Origin of the sequence: Sulfurospirillum deleyianum DSM 6946 (genome assembly GCF_000024885.1) — a bacterium.
Classification (GTDB): Bacteria; Campylobacterota; Campylobacteria; order Campylobacterales; family Sulfurospirillaceae; genus Sulfurospirillum; species Sulfurospirillum deleyianum.
Genome location: NC_013512.1, coordinates 323,781 through 342,085, shown reverse-complemented (window position 1 = coordinate 342,085; position 18,305 = coordinate 323,781). Strand labels below are relative to the sequence as shown.

Below are 18,305 nucleotides of genomic sequence, written 5' to 3'. Positions count from 1 at the left end.
AAATATTATTTTTCGTTCATTGAGTAAAAAATGCGTTTAGGAGATAGTAGCGAAAAAAGAGATGTAAAGAGCCCGAAGACTCTTTACATGTAAAAGATTAACCGTTACGTTTTTTAATAATTTCGTCTGCAACGTTTCTAGGAACTTCATCATAATGATCAAATTCCATAGAGTAAGACGCACGACCTTGTGTTTGTGAACGTAGATCTGTTGAGTAACCAAACATCTCGGCAAGAGGACAAAATGCATTAACAATTTTGTTACCACTTCTATCATCCATAGAGTTAATTTGTCCACGTCTACGGTTCAAGTCACCGATAACATCACCCATAAAGTCTTCAGGTGTTTCAACTTCAACTTTCATAATTGGCTCAAGAATAACAGGTTTTGCTTTTCTTGCACCCTCTTTAAAGCCCATTGAAGCAGCAAGTTTAAACGCCATCTCAGAAGAGTCAACCTCATGGTAACTTCCATCATAAAGGGTAACTTTAACGTCTTCCACTTTATAACCTGCAAGAACACCGCTTTGAAGCGCTTCTTTAATACCTTTATCAACCGCTGGGATATATTCTTTTGGAACAGAACCACCTTTGATATCGTTAACAAATTCATAACCAGAACCAGGCTCTTGTGGCTCAAGTTTAAGATAAACGTGACCATACTGACCACGACCACCTGATTGTTTTGCGTATTTGTACTCTTGATTAACGGTTGCACGGATAGTTTCACGGTAAGCAACTTGTGGTTGACCCACTTCCGCACTTACTTTAAACTCTCTAAGCATACGATCAACAAGAATTTCTAAGTGAAGCTCTCCCATACCAGAGATAATCGTTTGACCACTCTCTTCATCGGTTTCAACTCTAAAGCTTGGATCTTCTTGCGCCAATTTTTGAAGCGCAATACCCATTTTCTCTTGATCCGCTTTCGTTTTAGGCTCAACGGCTACAGAGATAACAGGGTCTGGAAATACCATTCTCTCTAAAATTACAGGATCTTTTTCACTGGCAAGTGTATCACCAGTAAGTGTGTCTTTAAGACCTACAACCGCACCAATTTCACCTGAGTGAAGAACTTTAATCTCTTCTCTTTTGTTTGCATGCATTTTAAGAAGACGACCAATTCTCTCTTTTTTATCTTTAGTAGTATTGTAGGCGTAACTTCCGCTTTCCAATGAACCACGGTAAACACGAACGAAGGTTAACTGACCAACGAATGGATCGGTCATAATTTTAAATGCAAGTGCCGCAAACTCACCCTCATCGGTTGAATCAACGACACACTCACGTCCATCTTCGTACTCACCTTTAATCGCATGTACTTCCGTAGGTGCTGGCATATAATCTACAACCGCATCTAGCATCGGTTGAACACCTTTATTTTTAAACGATGTTCCACAAATCATAGGGATAAATGTCATTGCTAAACATCCCGCTTTAATACCTGCTTTAATCTCTTCTTTAGTAAGCTCTTCGCCACCAAGATATTTTTCCATTAAAACATCGCTGGTTTCAGAAACAGCTTCAATCATTTTTTCACGGTATTCTTTTGCTTTATCCGCAAGCTCTGCTGGAATCTCAACCACTTGATAGTTTGAACCCATTGCAGCATCATCATCCCAAACCAGTGCTTTCATCTCAACGAGATCAACAACACCTTTAAAGGTATCTTCTGCGCCAATAGGAATTTGAATAGGCACAGGATTGGCTTTTAAACGAGTTTTAATTTGTGCTTCTACGTTATAAAAATTCGCACCAACACGGTCCATCTTATTAACATAAACCATGCGTGGAACATGGTAACGATTTGCTTGTCTCCATACGGTTTCTGATTGGGGTTGAACACCCCCTACCGCACAAAATACAGCAACTGCACCATCTAAAACACGCATAGAACGTTCAACTTCAATAGTAAAGTCAACGTGACCTGGGGTGTCGATGATATTAATTTGGTGATCTTTCCATGTACATGTTGTCGCAGCAGAAGTAATGGTGATACCTCTCTCTTTTTCTTGCTCCATCCAGTCCATAGTTGCAGCACCGTCATGTACCTCACCAATTTTGTGAGAGATGCCAGTGTAAAATAGAATTCTTTCGGTTGTTGTCGTCTTACCCGCATCAATATGCGCAGCAATACCGATATTACGTACCATGCTTATAGGGGTATTTCTTGCCATTGTCGTTTCCTTAAATGTAGTAGGAGTAAAAATTGAGAAATGAGAAAGAGCGTAAACAAAAGTTCCGCTCTTATCATCATTCTACCAGCGATAGTGAGCAAACGCTTTGTTTGCTTCTGCCATTTTATAAGTATCTTCTTTTTTCTTGAAAGTTGCGCCTCTGCTATTAGCCGCATCTAAAAGTTCATTTGCCAACCTCTCGATCATGGTTCTCTCACTTCTCTTACGAGCATAAGAAACCAACCATCTAAGAGCCAATGCTTGTTGTCTTGCTGGTCTAACTTCTACTGGAACCTGATATGTTGCACCACCAACACGTCTGCTTTTTACTTCCATAACAGGCTTTACATTATCCATAGCTGTATTAAAAATCTCAATACCTTTTAAAGTTCCACTTCTTTTTTCAGCTAATTCTAATGCACCATAAAATACTTTGGTTGCTACACTTTTTTTACCATCAAACATCAACGCATTGATGAACTTTGTAATAACTTTGTTATTATAAATTGGATCAGGTAGTACTTCTCTTACGGGAGCTTTTCTTCTTCTCATTATTTTTCCTTCAAATTTTTGAAAATTTTACTCAAATGATGTCAAAAAACAAGGACATCACCTGTGGTTAAATTTATTTAGCTTTTGGTCTTTTTGTACCGTATTTACTTCTAGACACCGTTCTTTTTGCAACACCTGATGTATCAAGCGCACCACGTACGATATGGTACTTAACACCTGGTAAATCTTTTACCCTACCGCCACGTACCAATACAATGGAGTGTTCTTGTAGGTTATGTCCCTCGCCACCGATGTAGCTAATGACTTCAAAACCGCTTGTCAATTTGACTTTGGCAACTTTTCTCAAAGCTGAGTTTGGTTTCTTAGGAGTTGTGGTATAAACTCTTGTACAAACGCCTCTTCTTTGAGGGCACTTATCAAGTGCAGGTGATTTTGATTTTTTAATCACCTTTTTTCTCTCATTTCTGACGAGTTGGTTAATGGTTGGCACATTATTTCCTTTATTTTGTAAAAAATAGGTGCTAATTTTATTTAAAAATAGCTTAAAAAAAGGTTAAGTTAAGGGAACCTTAACTTAACCTCTACTTGGGTTCAATTCAATATTAAACTGCTTATTTTGGTATAAGCCTGTTCCAACAGGAATCATACGTCCTAAAATAACATTTTCTTTAAGATCTTCAAGCATATCCATTTTTCCTGCGATACTTGCTTCTGTAAGAACTTTGGTTGTTTCTTGGAACGACGCTGCTGAGATAACACTGTCACTACCAACAGCCGCACGAGTTACACCTAAAAGAGTTGGTTCGGCAATGGCTGGTTCTCCACCCATTTTCATGACCGCTTCATTCTCTTCACGGAATCGTCTTCGGCTGATAAGATCACCCATGATGAACTTCGTATCACCACTATCAACAATTCTTACTTGTCGAAGCATTTGAGAAACAATAACTTCAATATGTTTATCGTTAATCGCAACACCTTGACCACGGTAAACTTGTTGAATTTCGCTGATTAGATAATAATGCAATGCTTTTTCACCCATAATACGTAAGATATCATGACTTGAAATCACACCATCAGTCAGTCTCTCGCCCGCATGGACAAATTCGCCTGATTGAACATGAATTTGTGTATTTTTATCCACTAAATACTCAACACTTGTACCGTCTTTTGCTTCGATGATAATACGCTCTTTTGAACGAAGAGGCTTACCAAAACGAATTGTTCCATCAATCTCAGCAATCACGGTTGCATTTTTAGGACGACGTGCTTCAAAAAGCTCACTAATACGAGGTAGACCTCCGGTAATATCTTTTGATTTTGCAATCGCTTTTGGTGTTCTACCAATTAAATCAGCCAAACCTACAACCGTACCATTTTGAACGAAAATCGCTGTTTTTGGCTCTAATTGATACTTAATAATTTCACCTAATTTATTGACAATAACAATGGTCGGCTTCATTCCGCTTGGCAAATATTCATTAATCACCAATCTGCTTTGACCTGTCATCTCATCGAACTGCTCTGTCGCACTAATACCAGGTTCAATATCTTCAAATGTAACCGTACTCGCATCTTCAGCAATAATCGGTGTAGAATACGGATCCCAATCAGCAATGGTAATTTGCTCATTATTGGATGGATACGCTAACAAGGTTTTAGTATCGACCACACTGTTATCATTAATATCAATAATAGAATCACGAGGGATATAATGACGAATTGCTTCTCTATCATCATCATCTGCAATGACAGCAAAAATACCTTTTTCCTTGACAACATGACCTTTAACGATATCATGAATACGCTCTAAATAATCCCCTCTAAGCTTATAGTATTTTACAATACCCTTGGCATCCGCATTAATTTTTTGGATGATAGGCTCACCGTTTTTCACTTTAAGTTCGCTGGCGTAAGGAATACGGCTTGGAACATTCCAACCCTCTTTAATGACCTCAACAATACTCTCATTGACTTCAACACTATCACCATTGACGTAAGGAATATAAAATTTACCCTCAATTTTACCACTTACGCCTGCTAATTCATTTGGCTTAGCAAAGTCACTCTTTCGTAGGGTATATTTTACATTTTCACCGTTTCCGACAATAGAAATAACTGTCTCTTCATGCGCAGTATCAATTTCAATAATACCTTTGATTGGCGACTTGATTTTTGGTTCAACCAATAAAACAGCTGCATTTCTTCGATTAGCAACAATATTTTTACCCTCTTTGGTAACATACGTTTTCACATTGTAATAACGGATGAAACCCTCTTTTTGAGCGATAATTTGACGATCTTGTGACTCAGTCGAAGCGGTACCACCAATGTGGAATGTTCGAAGGGTCAACTGCGTACCTGGTTCACCAATGGATTGAGCTGAAATAATACCTACTGCTTCACCAGGACGAACCAATGTTCCCTCAGCTAAGTTTGTACCATAACACTTCGCACACACACCTTTTTTAGCTTTACATGTAATCGGTGTTCGAATCACAACAGACTTGATACTTGCATCTTTAAGTGCTTGTGCTTTTTTCTCATCAATCAATGTTCCCTCAGTAAAAAGAACCTCATTGGTAATGGTATCAATCACATCTTCTGCTAACACACGACCCGTTGCTCGCTCATACAAGGATTCAACCAACTCGCCGCTTTCACTGATTTCTGTGATTTCAACACCTTCATGTGTTCCACAATCATCCATCGTGACTTTAACATTTTGTGCAACGTCAATCAATTTACGTGTCAAGTAACCCGCATTCGCTGTTTTAAGAGCGGTATCCGCCAAACCTTTACGTGCACCGTGCGTTGAAATAAAGTACTCAAGAACATTGAGACCTTCACGGAAGTTTGAAATAATTGGTGTTTCAATAATACTTCCATCTGGCTTTGCCATCAAACCACGCATACCTGCTAACTGACGAATCTGTGCAGCAGAACCACGCGCACCAGAGTCTGCCATCATATAAATAGAGTTAAATCCACCTTTATGGCTCTCGGTAAGCTTCATCATCTCTGATGCCACATCATTGTTCGTATCAGTCCAGATATCAATAATTTTGTTATAACGCTCTTGTTCGGTCAATAAACCCGAGCTGAACTGTTTTTGAATCTCACGTACTTTTTTCTTCGCTTCTTTGATCTTTTTCACTTTGGTATCAGGAACACGAATATCGTCAATAGAGACTGAGATTCCCGCTTGTGTTGCGTATTTGAAACCAAGATTTTTAAGGTTATCCAAAAATCCTGCTGTAATACCAATGCCGCCCTCTTTAAAGATAAAGTCAACCAATCCACCAATATTTTTCTTCTTTAAAATTCTATTCCAAAGTTCTTCTGGTACAAATTCAGGCAAGATTGATTTTAAAATTAAACGACCCGCTGTCGTAAAAAGAACTCTATCACCAATACGTGTCTTAATTTTTGCATGAATATCTAAAAATCCTGAATCAATAGCAATATGCACTTCATCAATGTTGGCAAAAATTTTATTGCTACCTTTAGCATCTTTCTTCTCTAAAGTAAGATAGTACAGACCCAAAACCATATCTTGTGTTGGAACAGTAACCGCTTTACCGGAAGCTGGAAGCAAGATATTCATAGAACTAAGCATCAAAATCTTACACTCAGCAATCGCTTCTTGTGATAAAGGAACGTGAACCGCCATCTGATCACCATCGAAGTCCGCATTAAATGCCGAACATACGAGTGGATGCAAACGAATCGCTTTACCATCAATCAAAACAGGGTGAAACGCCTGAATGGAGAGCTTGTGAAGTGTCGGCGCACGGTTAAGCATCACAGGATGTCCTTTAACCACTTCCGCCAAACATTCCCAAACCTCATTGGTTTTCATGTCAATCATTTTCTTTGCTTGTTTAACCGTTGTTGCGTACCCTTTTTCTTCAAGACGTGCTAACAAATGCGGTTTAAACAATTCTAAAGCCATTTGCTTTGGAAGACCACATTGATCCATTCTCAAATTTGGTCCCACAACGATAACCGAACGACCTGAAAAGTCAACCCTTTTACCAAGCAAGTTTTGACGGAAACGACCTTGTTTACCTTTAATGATTTCTGAAAGTGATTTTAAAGGACGCTTGTTAGCCCCTTTAACGGCATTGGCACGACGACCATTATCAAACAACGCATCAACTGCCTCTTGTAACATACGCTTTTCATTACGAATAATAATCTCAGGAGCATCAAGTTCCATCAAACGCTTCAAACGGGCGTTTCTGTTGATAACACGACGATACAAATCGTTTACGTCACTGACCGCAAATTTTCCGCCATCCAGTGCGACAAGTGGTCTTAAATCAGGTGGCAATACTGGTAACATCGTGATCATCATCCACTCTGGACGGTTGCCGCTGTTTAAAAATGCTTCAACCACTTTAAGACGTTTAACAATCGTTTTTTTCTTTGCTTCTGAGCTGGTTTGATTGATTTCATCTTTAAGTTGACTTAAAACTTCTACAAGATCAATACTTGCCAACAAATCACGAATCACTTCACCACCCATTTTAGCCACAAAACCTGTGTCACCAAAACGTTGTTGTAAAGATTGATACTGCTCTTCATTTAAAACATCATACGCCACTACTTTATTTTTATTTTCAGCATCATAATAGGCTTCACCTGCGTGTTCTACAATATATGCCTCATAGTAAAGTACGCGCTCTAAATCTTTCATTTTAACACCAAGCAGTGTACCAATACGACTTGGAAGAGAATTGACATACCAAATATGTGCCACAGGAGTAACGAGTTCAATGTGTCCCATACGTGAACGGCGAACTTTGGTGCTGGTAACTTCAACACCACATTTTTCGCACTTAATGCCTTTATAACGCATCTTTTTATATTTACCGCACAGACACTCATAGTCACGTACTGGTCCAAAAATTTTCGCACAAAAGAGACCATCTCGTTCTGGTTTTAATGTACGATAATTGATCGTTTCAGGCTTTTTAACCTCACCATAACTCCATGAACGAATTTTTTCAGGGCTCGCAAGTCTTAATTGAAATGCTTTAAAATCCCTAGGACGGCTCTCTTCGTGAATCTCAATTGGTTCTAGTCGTGTCATCTTCTTCCACCTCATCATAAATCTCAACATCTAAAGCCAAAGACTTCAACTCATTCGTTAAAACGTAGAATGTTTCTGGAATACCCGTTTGTGGAACATTCTCCCCACGAGTAAGCGCTTTGTACGCCAAAATACGTCCTTCAACATCATCTGATTTAACAGTTAACATCTCTCTTAGGGTATGAGCTGCACCGTATGCTTCAAGAGCCCAAACCTCCATCTCACCAAATCTTTGACCACCAAAAAGTGCTTTACCACCCACTGGCTGTTGTGTGACCAAAGAGTAAGGTCCTGTACTTCGTGCATGCACTTTTTCGTCAACCAAGTGGTGGAGTTTTAACATGTACATGTAACCCACGTTAACTTTTTCATGCATTTTTTGACCGGTCATACCATCATATAAATCCGTCTTTCCATCCATATCAATTTTTGCCATCTCAAAGAGTTTTGCAAATTCTTCTGTATTGACACCTTCAAAGATTGGGCTTGCAAAACGCACACCCTTACTCCAATCACGTGCATAACCTAAAAGTTGCTCATCATTTAAAGTATCCATGAAATTACGTGAATCCATCAGTTTTGCAACATCCGCAATGCTAATCATTTTTTCACGAAGTGACTTGATCCAATCACCTTGCTTTTCTTTAAAAATATCTTCAATTTGATCGCCGAGTCTTTTACCAATGAGTCCTAAGTGAACTTCTAGAATTTGTCCAATATTCATACGACTTGGAACACCCAGTGGATTTAAAACAATATCAACAATCTCACCATTTTTGAGATATGGCATATCAACTTCACGAACGATATTAGAAACAATACCTTTGTTACCATGACGTCCCGCCATTTTATCACCGACTTTAAGCTTTCGTTTTGTCGCAATGTAAACTTTAACAAGTTTCACAACACCGCTTGGCAAAATGTCATCTTTTTCTAAGATATTAAGCTTTTCATCATGTTCCTCTTTGAGTTTCTTTTTCTCATTTTGGAAATAGGCTTTTAGATCTTTATACGCATCTTGCACGCCATCATCAAATGCTTTAACAATCGAGTTAATGGAGAAACGATTAACGTTTTGCAAATCTTCTGCCTTAATAAACTGACCTTTTTTATAGCTTTGTTTATTAATTTCTTGATCTTCTTGCAATGGATTTTTAAGAAGAAGTGCATTAATACGCAACATCTCTTCACGATCTAACATAAGTAATTTATCATGGTGTTCACGATCTAAAATCTCTTTTTCTTGCTCATAAGCTTGAACGGCTCTTGGATCTTTGTCATACCCTTTTTTCGTGAAGATTTTAACATCCACAATAATACCCTCAAGCGAAGGGGAAGCATAAAGTGATTTATTGACAACATGTCCTGCTTTTTCACCAAAAATAGCACGTAAAAGTCTCTCTTCAGGCGTTGGCTTTACCTCACCTTTGGGAGATACTTTACCGACTAAAATCATCCCTGGAGTAATGTAAGTACCTACTTTGACAATACCACTATCATCCAAATGCGCTAACTCTTCTTCTTTAACGTTTGGAATATCTTTTGTGATTTCTTCCACACCGTCTTTAAGTTCTCGTGCCTCAACCTCTTTTTCATAGATATGAACACTGGTAAACGCATCTTCACGAATCATACGCTCACTAATAATAATCGCATCTTCGTAGTTATAACCATTCCATGGCATAAACGCAACCATGGCATTTTTACCAATAGCAAGCTCACCTTGATCCATACTTGGACCATCAGCGATCACACCGCCTTTTTCAACAAAATCACCACGTCTTACAATCACTTTTTGTGTAAACGTTGTATTTTGGTTTGTTCTAAGATTTTTTTGCAATGCATAATGGTCAATAAATGCACCATCTTCATCTTCACCCAAAATATAAATATTTTTATTGTCAACTTTTTCAACGATACCTGCACGTCTTGCTTTAATCGCTTCCCATGAATCACGAGCGGCAATTTTTTCAACACCTGTTCCTACAATTGGAGCATCTGATTTTACCAATGGAACGGCTTGACGTTGCATGTTTGAACCCATCAACGCACGGTTGGCGTCATCATGTTCCAAGAAAGGAATCAACGAAGCTGCAACACCTGCAATCATCATGGAAGAGAGGTCGATCAAATCAACTTTCTCTTTTTCGATCATAACCGTTTCGCCATCAACTCTTACTTCAATCAAATCTTCAACAATTTCATTGTTTTCATTGATTTTAGTACTCGCAGGGGCAATAACTAAACCCTCTTCTTGCGTTGCGGTGATGTAAATAATCTCATCTGTAATCGTCGCATTTTCAACTTTACGATACGGTGCTTCCACAAAACCTAAATCATTTACTTTTGCATACATCGACAGGGTATTGATCAAACCAATATTTTGACCCTCAGGTGTTTCAACAGGACAAATTCTTCCATAATGGGTTGGATGAACGTCACGCACTTCAAAACCTGCACGCTCTTTAACTAAACCACCTTCACCTAATGCTGAGAGACGACGTTTATGGGTAATCTCACTGAGTGGATTGGTTTGATCCATAAATTGAGATAATTGTCCGCTGGAGAAAAACTCTGCAATCGTAGAAGTAATCATTTTTGAGTTAATTAAATCATGAGGCATTAACTCTTCAACACTACCACTTAGCGCTGTAAATTTATCACGAATAGCTTTTTGCATTTTTATCAAACCAGAATGCAATTCATTCGCTAAAAGCTCTCCAATGGCACGAATTCTTCTATTACCCAAATGGTCTCTATCATCAATGTGTCCTTGACCATTTTTAACTTTAATCAAATACTTCGCTGTTTTAATAATATCTTCGCTGGTCATAATGGTCACATACTCAGGTACGGATAACCCTAGTTTATGATTCATTTTCATACGACCAACTTTTGTTAAGTCATAACGCTCTGAATTGAAGAAAAGATCTTTCACAAATAACTTTGCGGCTTCTTTGGTCACAGGCTCACCTGGTCTCATGACTTTATAAATACGAATGGCTGCTAAATCGTTCTCATCCTCAACATTTTCTGTTTGACGAAGTAGTTTTAGTGTTTCTGTATCGGCAATAAAAGAGTTAATAATCGCATCATCCACACCACTTGCAAGGTCATTAGCAATCTCAATCGTTTCACATTTTTGCTCAATAATTTTTGCCAATTTACCTTCATCAAGTTGCGCTAAGGTATCGTATAAAACTTCACCACTCTCTTGGTCAATAATTGGAGAAGATAAAAAGCGATTGACAAGAATTTCAACAGGATATTCAATAAATTTCACACCATCTTCAATAAATTTTTCTGCTTTTTTACGTGCAAGACGTTTACCTGCCGCTAAAAGAAGGTTTCCATGCTCATCTTTAAGGTCAAAATCAACACGACCCAAGAAGTTATCTGCTGAGAACTCAATTAAAAATTTATTTTCACGAATCATAATATTAAGCACAGGATAAAAAAGTTTTAAAATATCTTGTTTGCTGTATCCAAGTGCGCGGAATAGAATCGTAATAGGAACTTTTCTGCGTTTATTAATTCTCACAAAAAGTGTATCTTTTGCATCATACTCAAAATACAACCACGAACCACGATCTGGAATGATTTGAGCGTTGTAAATCAATTTATTGGCAACCGTTGGACTCTCTTCTTCTTTGAAAATAACACCAGGGCTTCTGTGAAGCTGATTAACAACAACTCTTTCAACGCCGTTAATCACAAAAGAGGTTCTATCCGTCATCAAAGGAATTTCACGAATAAAAATTGCTTGTTCTTTAATATCTTTTACACCAGTTTTTTCACCAGTTTTTTCATCTTTATCCCATAAGATAAGACGAATATTCATTTTTATGCTAACAGAGTACGTCAGTCCTCGCTCCATACATTCACGGACTGTGTATCTTGGTTTTCCAATTTCAGATCCAGCATATTCTAAAGTAATTCTGTTTTGGGGATCATGAATAGGAAAAATAGATTTAAAAACCTTCTCTACACCACTCTCATCTTTGAGATTTTCAACATTCAAAAATTGTTCATAACTCTTTTGTTGAAGTTGGAGTAGATTGGGGACATCAATTTTTTTAGGGACTTTGGAAAAATCGACTCTAAGGCGATTTCCAGATTTTAAGCTATTTAACATGAGTCTACCTCGTGTAGTTGTTTGAAAAGGGCAGTGGGTTCATCTATAAATTCTATAGATGTTGTAACGACTAAAATACCAGGGAAAGTTTAAAAAGAGAAGCACAAGGCTTCTCTTAAAATAATTGTATTACTTAACTTCAGCGACAGCGCCAGCTTCTTCAAGTTTCTTTTTGATCTCTTCAGCAAGCTCTTTAGATACACCCTCTTTAATAGTTGTAGGTGCACCCTCAACTGCATCTTTAGCCTCTTTAAGACCAAGACCAGTAATCTCTCTAACAACTTTAATAGCGTTAATTTTCTTCTCGCCACCATCTTTAAGGATAACATCAAATTCAGTTTTTTCTTCAACTGCTGCTGCTGCAACACCAGCACCAGCACCAGCTACCATAACAGGAGCAGCAGAAACACCAAATTTTTCTTCGAAATCTTTAACAAGTTGACTCAATTCAAGTACGCTAAGACCTGAAATATACTCTAATACATCTTCTTTTGAAATTGCCATTTCAAATCTCCTCTTTAATATTTAAAAGTTTAAAAAAGAACCTAAGCTCTTTTGGATATTTACATGTAACCTTACATGTAAGATTATGGAACCTTTGTTAAGGTATGACTATTCTGAATCTTGTTTTTTAGCACGAAGTGCATCAAGACCAATGGTAAAGTTTGTAATAGGTGCCATCCAAGTTGAAAGAAGCATTCCAATAAGCTCATTACGAGATGGCATTTTAGAAAGTGCTTCAATTTTAGTGGCATCAACAACTTCACCAGCACAGAAACCGCTTTTAATAACAAAATTTTGATTTGTTTTAGCGAAGTCTGCAACGACTTTAGTTACCAATAACTGATCATCACCCCAAACAAAAATGTTGGTATCTTTAAGTTCAAGTCCTTCAATACCTGCATTGGTCATTGCGATAGAAGCGAGAGTATTTTTAATAACTTTCACTTTAATAGCATCAGGTCTAGAAGCATTTCTCAATGTCTCTAGTGCTTTTGTTTTAAGACCTTTATAGTCACAAACAATCAAACCGTCGGAAGCTTTAAACTCTTCAGTTAGCGAACTAATAAATTCGGCTTTTTCTGTTCTTGTCAATTTTTCTCCTTTCCAACTGGCGATTTCAAGTAGAGCTGAGTTACCTCAAATTAAGCTTGCGCCTCCACTATCTCCAATCAAAGATTAAACACGTTTTATTTTAATAGTATTGCGATTACTTAAGATCAATTAACTCTTGGTTTTCAAGATTCATTGATGGACTCATAGTCAATGAAAGTGCTGCACTCTTAATATATTTACCTTTTGCAGCGGCAGGCTTATGTTTATTGATGGCTTTAATAAATGATTCAAAGTTTTCTCTAATTTGAGCATCAGAAAAACTAATTTTACCAATACCTGCATGGATATTTCCTTGTTTATCAACACGGAAATTAACTTGACCACCCTTATTGTTTTCAACAGCTTTTGCAACATCCATAGTTACAGTCCCTGTCTTTGGATTTGGCATAATACCTTTTGGTCCTAAAATACGACCAACTTTACCAACTAAACCCATCATGTTTGGTGTAGCAATTAAAACATCAAAATTGATGCGACCTGCTTGAATCTCTTCAATCAAATCATCACTTCCTACAATATCTGCACCTGCTGCTTTTGCTTCATCTGCTTTCTCATCTTTTGCAATAACCGCAACACGTACTGTTTTACCAGTTCCAGCAGGAAGTACAACAGAACCTCTTACCATTTGATCCGCATGACGTGGATCCACATTAAGTTTTAATGCGACTTCAATCGTCTCATCGAATTTCGCAGAAGCTAAATTTTTGATGTTTGCCAATGCTTCATCAACTGAATATTTTTTCTCTTTATCAACTTTTTTTAAAAGTTCTTGAAAACGCTTATTAACTCTTTTTGACATTCTCTATCTCCGCATAATTTTGCTTCCGCTTTTTATGTCCCTAGCGGTAAAGGGATAAGATTAATCGACGACAGTAATACCGATACTTCTAGCAGAACCCGCAATAATTTTTGCAGCTTGCTCTTTATCATTTGTATTCAGATCTACAATTTTTCTCTCAACAATCTCAAGAATTTGAGATTTGTTCAATGTTGCAACTTTGTTTTTCAAAGGATTGCTTGAACCACTTTTAATACCTGCTGCTTTTTTGATTAAATCTGTTGCAGGAGGCTGTTTTGTGATAAATGTAAAACTTTTATCTGCATAAACTGTGATTACAACAGGAATTTTAAAACCTGCCAAATCTTTTGTTCTTTCATTAAATGCTTTACAAAACTCCATAATATTAACACCACGTTGACCAAGGGCTGGTCCTACTGGAGGTGATGGATTTGCTTTTGCGGCTTCAATTTGTAATTTAATTTCGCCAATGACCTTTTTTGCCATTTCTTTTCCTTTACGCTTAAACTATTTTTTCAACTTGTGAATAAAGAATCTCGACTGGTGTACTTCTACCAAAGATTGAAACATTAAGTGTGAGTTTACCATGCACCATATCATACTCTTCGACACTTCCTGTGAAGTTTGCAAAAGGACCTTCTGTAATCCTAACGCTCTCACCCGTCTCAAAGAAAATCTTTGGTTTTGGAGCACCTTTTTTCTCTGCCTTTTCCAAAATAAGCGCAATGTCTTTTTCGGTTAAAGGCGTAGGCTTCTTGGACTCACCAATAAATCTTCCAACTTTTGGCAATGATTGAATAAGATGCCATAACGCTGTATCTAAATCTAGTTTTGCAAAAGCATAACCAGGATACAAGCTTCTCTCACTAATCTTTTTCTTACCATTCTTCACTTCAATAACATCTTCTGTTGGAACAACAATTTGTTCTAACTTCTCAGCAATGCCATGATCATTAACGAGCGTAATGATTCCTTTTTTAACTGCTTGTTCACTCCCTGCATAGGTTTGAATTGCATACCATTTATGTGCCATCTGTTCTCCTTAAACCAAAGAAGATAGAGAAAAAGACATAATGGCATCAATCAATGCTAAGAAGAGAGAAATGACAGTTACAACGACAAAAACAGAGATGAAAGCATTCCGAATCTGTTCTTTAATCGGAAAAATGACTTTCGATAATTCAGCTTTAGAATGATGATAATAAGCTTTTAATTTTTCCATATATTACCTCGACTAGTGGCAGGGTAGGAGGGACTCGAACCCCCAACCTGCGGTTTTGGAGACCGACGCTCTACCGTTGGAGCTACTACCCTGCATGTAAAGTTAAGTCAGAAAACGACTTAACTTTTTAATTTCACTTCTTTGTGAACGGTGTGTTTTTTCAAACGAGGACAATACTTGCTAAGTTCAACTTTTTCAGTAACTGTCTTGCTATTTTTGGTTGTTGTGTAATTAATGTCACCACATTCAGAACACTTTAGTCCGATTTTAACGGTCATACTATTTTCCTTGACTTAATTACATGTAAGGGGCAAACCCCTTACATGTTAAAATTACTTGATGATTGCAGAAACAACACCCGCACCAACAGTTCTACCACCCTCACGGATTGCAAAACGAGTACCCTCTTCAAGAGCGATAGGTGCGATAAGTGCAACTTTAATTTTAACGTTATCACCAGGCATAACCATCTCAGTACCTTCTGGCAATGAAATAGAACCTGTTACGTCTGTTGTACGTACATAGAATTGTGGTCTATAGTTGTTAAAGAATGGAGTATGTCTACCACCCTCTTCTTTTGAAAGAACATAGATTTCAGCTTCAAAATCAGTATGAGGAGTGATTGATTTTGGTTTACAAAGAACCATACCACGCTCAACTTCTTCTTTTTTGATACCACGTAACAAGATACCGCAGTTATCGCCTGCTTGACCTTGTTCCATCTCTTTACGGAACATTTCAACACCAGTTACTGTTGTTGTTTTTGTATCTTTAATACCTACGATTTCGATAGTCTCACCAATTTTAACAGAACCTCTGTCGATTTTACCTGTAACAACGGTGCCACGACCTGAGATTGAGAATACGTCTTCGATTGGCATCAAGAAGTCTTTATCTGTCTCACGAACTGGCTCTGGAATATACGCATCAACTGCTGCCATAAGAGCAAGAATTTTTTCACCCCATGGTCCAACAGCACCTGCTTTTGCTTCTTCTAATGCTTTAAGCGCAGAACCTGCAATGATTGGAGTATCGTCACCTGGGAAGTCGTATGAGCTAAGAAGTTCACGAATTTCCATTTCAACGAGTTCAAGAAGTTCTTCATCATCAACCATATCTGCTTTGTTCATGAATACAACAATATAAGGAACACCTACTTGACGAGAAAGAAGAATGTGCTCACGAGTTTGTGGCATAGGACCATCTGCTGCAGAAACAACAAGAATAGCACCGTCCATTTGTGCAGCACCTGTAATCATGTTTTTAACGTAATCGGCGTGGCCTGGACAATCTACGTGAGCGTAATGGCGATTTTCTGTTTCATATTCAATGTGTGAAGTTGCAATAGTAATACCACGCTCTCTCTCTTCAGGAGCGTTATCAATACCATCATAATCTTTAAATTCACAAAGACCTTTTGTAGCAAGAACAGCAGAAATTGCAGCTGTCAATGTAGTTTTACCATGATCAACGTGACCGATGGTTCCAATGTTAACGTGTGGCTTGGTTCTAGAGAACTTTTCTTTTGCCATTTTTTCCTCCGTAATGAGTTTTGTTTTTAATACATTTCAATTTGTCAAAGTTGTTTAAAACTTTTAAGTGATGGAGCTCATAGAGGGACTTGAACCCTCGACCTCTTCCTTACCAAGGAAGTGCTCTACCCCTGAGCCATATGAGCCAACTGTAAAAGGTAAGCCGAACTGTATCGAAAATGCCACTAATGAAATTTATAAGGAAGGAAAGGAAAGACTACTGAACTTGCTCTGTAGCGCCCTAAAGCGGAAGAAATTCAACAGCTCCCAGTTAGCTTATAAAAATCTTGGAGCGGGAGACGGGACTCGAACCCGCGACCCCCAGCTTGGAAGGCTAATGCTCTAGCCAACTGAGCTACTCCCGCAATGGTGGTGAGAGAAGGATTCGAACCTTCGAAGACATAGTCAGCAGATTTACAGTCTGCCCTCGTTGGCCACTTGAGTATCTCACCGTATTTTTTACCATTTTCATTGCTGGTCAAACACTGTCTTTCACAAACAAAAAAATGGAGCTGGTGAACGGAATCGAACCGCCGACCTACTGCTTACAAGGCAGTTGCTCTACCAACTGAGCTACACCAGCATCCTGTGATTGTGAGGTGAAAGTATATCTCAAAATATTTTCAAAGTCAATACTTTTTGGAATATTTTTGAAGAATAAGATAAAATTCGTTCCTAAATTGAAATCAAAAAGGCTTTAGTGATGAAAATTCTCTTTTCACCAAGCGAAACAAAAACAACATATGCCTCAGAGGCTCCTCTTCATGAGAAGAGTTTTATCTTTCCAGAACTCTATCAAAAACGCCTTTTTGTTGTAGAACAGTACCGCTCTTTACTGCAAGAAGCTAATCTTTCGACTTTACAAACACTTTTTGGTTACAAAGAAGAGGAAAAAGTGATAGCACACGCAGCGATAGATCCTTTAAAAGCTCTTACATGTAAAGCCATTGAACGCTACAGTGGCGTTGCGTATGACTATCTGGATTTTCGCACATTAGATGAAATATCACAACACTTTCTTGAGGAAAATCTACTCATCTTTTCCAATCTCTTTGGTCCTATTTTAGCAAAAGACCTTATTCCTGTTTATAAAGTACATCAAGGTCAAAGCCTTAACGGATTTAAAATAGAACCTTTTTATAAAGAGACTTTTCAAGATGTACTGCACACATGGCTTGATGGCGAGATGGTTATTGACCTGCGTGCTGGATTTTATGAAAAATTTTTCACCCTCAAACAGCCTTACATTACCATGAAGTTTCTCAAAAATGGTAAAAATGTCAGCCATTTTGCAAAAGCTTACAGGGGAATGGTTGTGCGAGCCCTCGCACAGCATCGTCCTAGCACAGAAGCAGAATTGCAAAACATTCCTTTTTCTGGTTTAAAAATTAAAGAAATTCTTCTTTCAAAATACAAATACGAATACATCTTTGAGAGTATTGATTGATTGTCACAAAATAGGATACAATGGTGCGAAATTTGCACGCACAAAGGGAAACTATGGAAATTTTGCAATGGATTGTCATTGGTGTTTTGGTTTACATTATTTATTATTTAATTAATAAATATGAAAGAAGGGTTGATGAGCTTACACGTTTGATTGAACTCAATCGTGAAGAAATCAATAAAAACAAAAACAATATTCAAAAAAATGCTGAAGGCGTTAATGCTAATAAAGAAAAAATTGAGCAAATACAATAATCCGCAGGAGAAT

At 37.8% G+C, this 18,305-nt stretch carries 15 protein-coding genes and 5 tRNA genes; 2 read left to right on the top strand and 18 right to left on the bottom strand.

The features are described from left to right. Positions 1 to 97: 97 nt before the first annotated feature. The 18 genes from fusA to SDEL_RS01760 form a co-directional block, all read right to left on the bottom strand. Positions 98 to 2,176, bottom strand: coding sequence for an elongation factor G (gene fusA, locus SDEL_RS01845; RefSeq protein ID WP_012856160.1), 2,079 nt, complete (start codon positions 2,174 to 2,176; stop codon positions 98 to 100). An 81-nt stretch (positions 2,177 to 2,257) separates the two neighbouring features. Beyond that, positions 2,258 to 2,728, bottom strand: coding sequence for a 30S ribosomal protein S7 (gene rpsG / locus SDEL_RS01840; protein WP_012856159.1), 471 nt, complete (start codon positions 2,726 to 2,728; stop codon positions 2,258 to 2,260). A gap of 73 nt (positions 2,729 to 2,801) precedes the next feature. Continuing rightward, positions 2,802 to 3,179, bottom strand: coding sequence for a 30S ribosomal protein S12 (gene rpsL, locus SDEL_RS01835; RefSeq protein WP_012856158.1), 378 nt, complete (start codon positions 3,177 to 3,179; stop codon positions 2,802 to 2,804). Positions 3,180 to 3,263: 84 nt separating this feature from the next. Further along, a complete protein-coding gene (rpoC, locus tag SDEL_RS01830) occupies positions 3,264 to 7,787 on the bottom strand; it encodes a DNA-directed RNA polymerase subunit beta' (RefSeq protein WP_012856157.1) in 4,524 nt (1,507 codons plus the stop codon). Further along, positions 7,765 to 11,922 (bottom strand): DNA-directed RNA polymerase subunit beta, encoded by a 4,158-nt coding sequence (gene rpoB, locus SDEL_RS01825; RefSeq protein WP_012856156.1) that lies wholly within the window; start codon positions 11,920 to 11,922, stop codon positions 7,765 to 7,767. Before rpoB ends, rpoC begins: the two co-directional genes overlap by 23 nt. Positions 11,923 to 12,051: 129 nt before the next feature. Further along, positions 12,052 to 12,426 carry a 50S ribosomal protein L7/L12 gene (gene rplL, locus SDEL_RS01820; RefSeq protein ID WP_012856155.1) on the bottom strand — a complete coding sequence of 125 codons (375 nt, stop codon included), beginning with the start codon at positions 12,424 to 12,426 and terminating at the stop codon, positions 12,052 to 12,054. Positions 12,427 to 12,534: 108 nt separating this feature from the next. Further along, positions 12,535 to 13,017 (bottom strand): 50S ribosomal protein L10, encoded by a 483-nt coding sequence (gene rplJ / locus SDEL_RS01815; protein ID WP_012856154.1) that lies wholly within the window; start codon positions 13,015 to 13,017, stop codon positions 12,535 to 12,537. A gap of 115 nt (positions 13,018 to 13,132) precedes the next feature. After that, complete coding sequence (rplA, locus tag SDEL_RS01810; RefSeq protein ID WP_012856153.1) at positions 13,133 to 13,837, bottom strand: 50S ribosomal protein L1; 705 nt, start codon at positions 13,835 to 13,837, stop codon at positions 13,133 to 13,135. Between the two features lie 60 nt (positions 13,838 to 13,897). Beyond that, on the bottom strand, positions 13,898 to 14,323 hold the full coding sequence (gene rplK / locus SDEL_RS01805; RefSeq protein WP_012856152.1) for a 50S ribosomal protein L11: 426 nt from the start codon (positions 14,321 to 14,323) through the stop codon (positions 13,898 to 13,900). Between the two features lie 16 nt (positions 14,324 to 14,339). After that, positions 14,340 to 14,870: a transcription termination/antitermination protein NusG gene (nusG, locus tag SDEL_RS01800; RefSeq protein WP_012856151.1), complete on the bottom strand. Its 531-nt coding sequence runs from the start codon at positions 14,868 to 14,870 to the stop codon at positions 14,340 to 14,342. 9 nt (positions 14,871 to 14,879) lie between these two features. Beyond that, on the bottom strand, positions 14,880 to 15,059 hold the full coding sequence (gene secE / locus SDEL_RS01795) for a preprotein translocase subunit SecE (RefSeq protein ID WP_012856150.1): 180 nt from the start codon (positions 15,057 to 15,059) through the stop codon (positions 14,880 to 14,882). A gap of 16 nt (positions 15,060 to 15,075) precedes the next feature. Then, positions 15,076 to 15,151, bottom strand: a tRNA-Trp gene (locus SDEL_RS01790). 27 nt (positions 15,152 to 15,178) lie between these two features. After that, positions 15,179 to 15,337 carry a 50S ribosomal protein L33 gene (gene rpmG / locus SDEL_RS01785; RefSeq protein ID WP_012856149.1) on the bottom strand — a complete coding sequence of 53 codons (159 nt, stop codon included), beginning with the start codon at positions 15,335 to 15,337 and terminating at the stop codon, positions 15,179 to 15,181. A 54-nt stretch (positions 15,338 to 15,391) separates the two neighbouring features. Further along, entirely contained in the window at positions 15,392 to 16,591 is a 1,200-nt protein-coding gene (tuf, locus tag SDEL_RS01780) for an elongation factor Tu (protein WP_012856148.1), read from the bottom strand. A gap of 71 nt (positions 16,592 to 16,662) precedes the next feature. Beyond that, positions 16,663 to 16,737, bottom strand: a tRNA-Thr gene (locus SDEL_RS01775). A gap of 142 nt (positions 16,738 to 16,879) precedes the next feature. Next, positions 16,880 to 16,956 (bottom strand) — tRNA-Gly (locus tag SDEL_RS01770). Positions 16,957 to 16,958: 2 nt separating this feature from the next. Then, a tRNA-Tyr gene (locus SDEL_RS01765) sits at positions 16,959 to 17,043 on the bottom strand. A gap of 55 nt (positions 17,044 to 17,098) precedes the next feature. Then, positions 17,099 to 17,174: transfer RNA gene (locus tag SDEL_RS01760), tRNA-Thr, on the bottom strand. A 120-nt stretch (positions 17,175 to 17,294) separates the two neighbouring features. On the opposite strand from SDEL_RS01760, the gene SDEL_RS01755 reads away from it, so the two are divergent. Together SDEL_RS01755 and SDEL_RS01750 are read left to right on the top strand one after the other, a co-directional pair. Then, positions 17,295 to 18,038, top strand: coding sequence for a YaaA family protein (locus SDEL_RS01755; protein WP_012856147.1), 744 nt, complete (start codon positions 17,295 to 17,297; stop codon positions 18,036 to 18,038). Between the two features lie 53 nt (positions 18,039 to 18,091). Next, a complete protein-coding gene (locus tag SDEL_RS01750) occupies positions 18,092 to 18,292 on the top strand; it encodes a hypothetical protein (protein WP_012856146.1) in 201 nt (66 codons plus the stop codon). Positions 18,293 to 18,305: the final 13 nt, after the last annotated feature.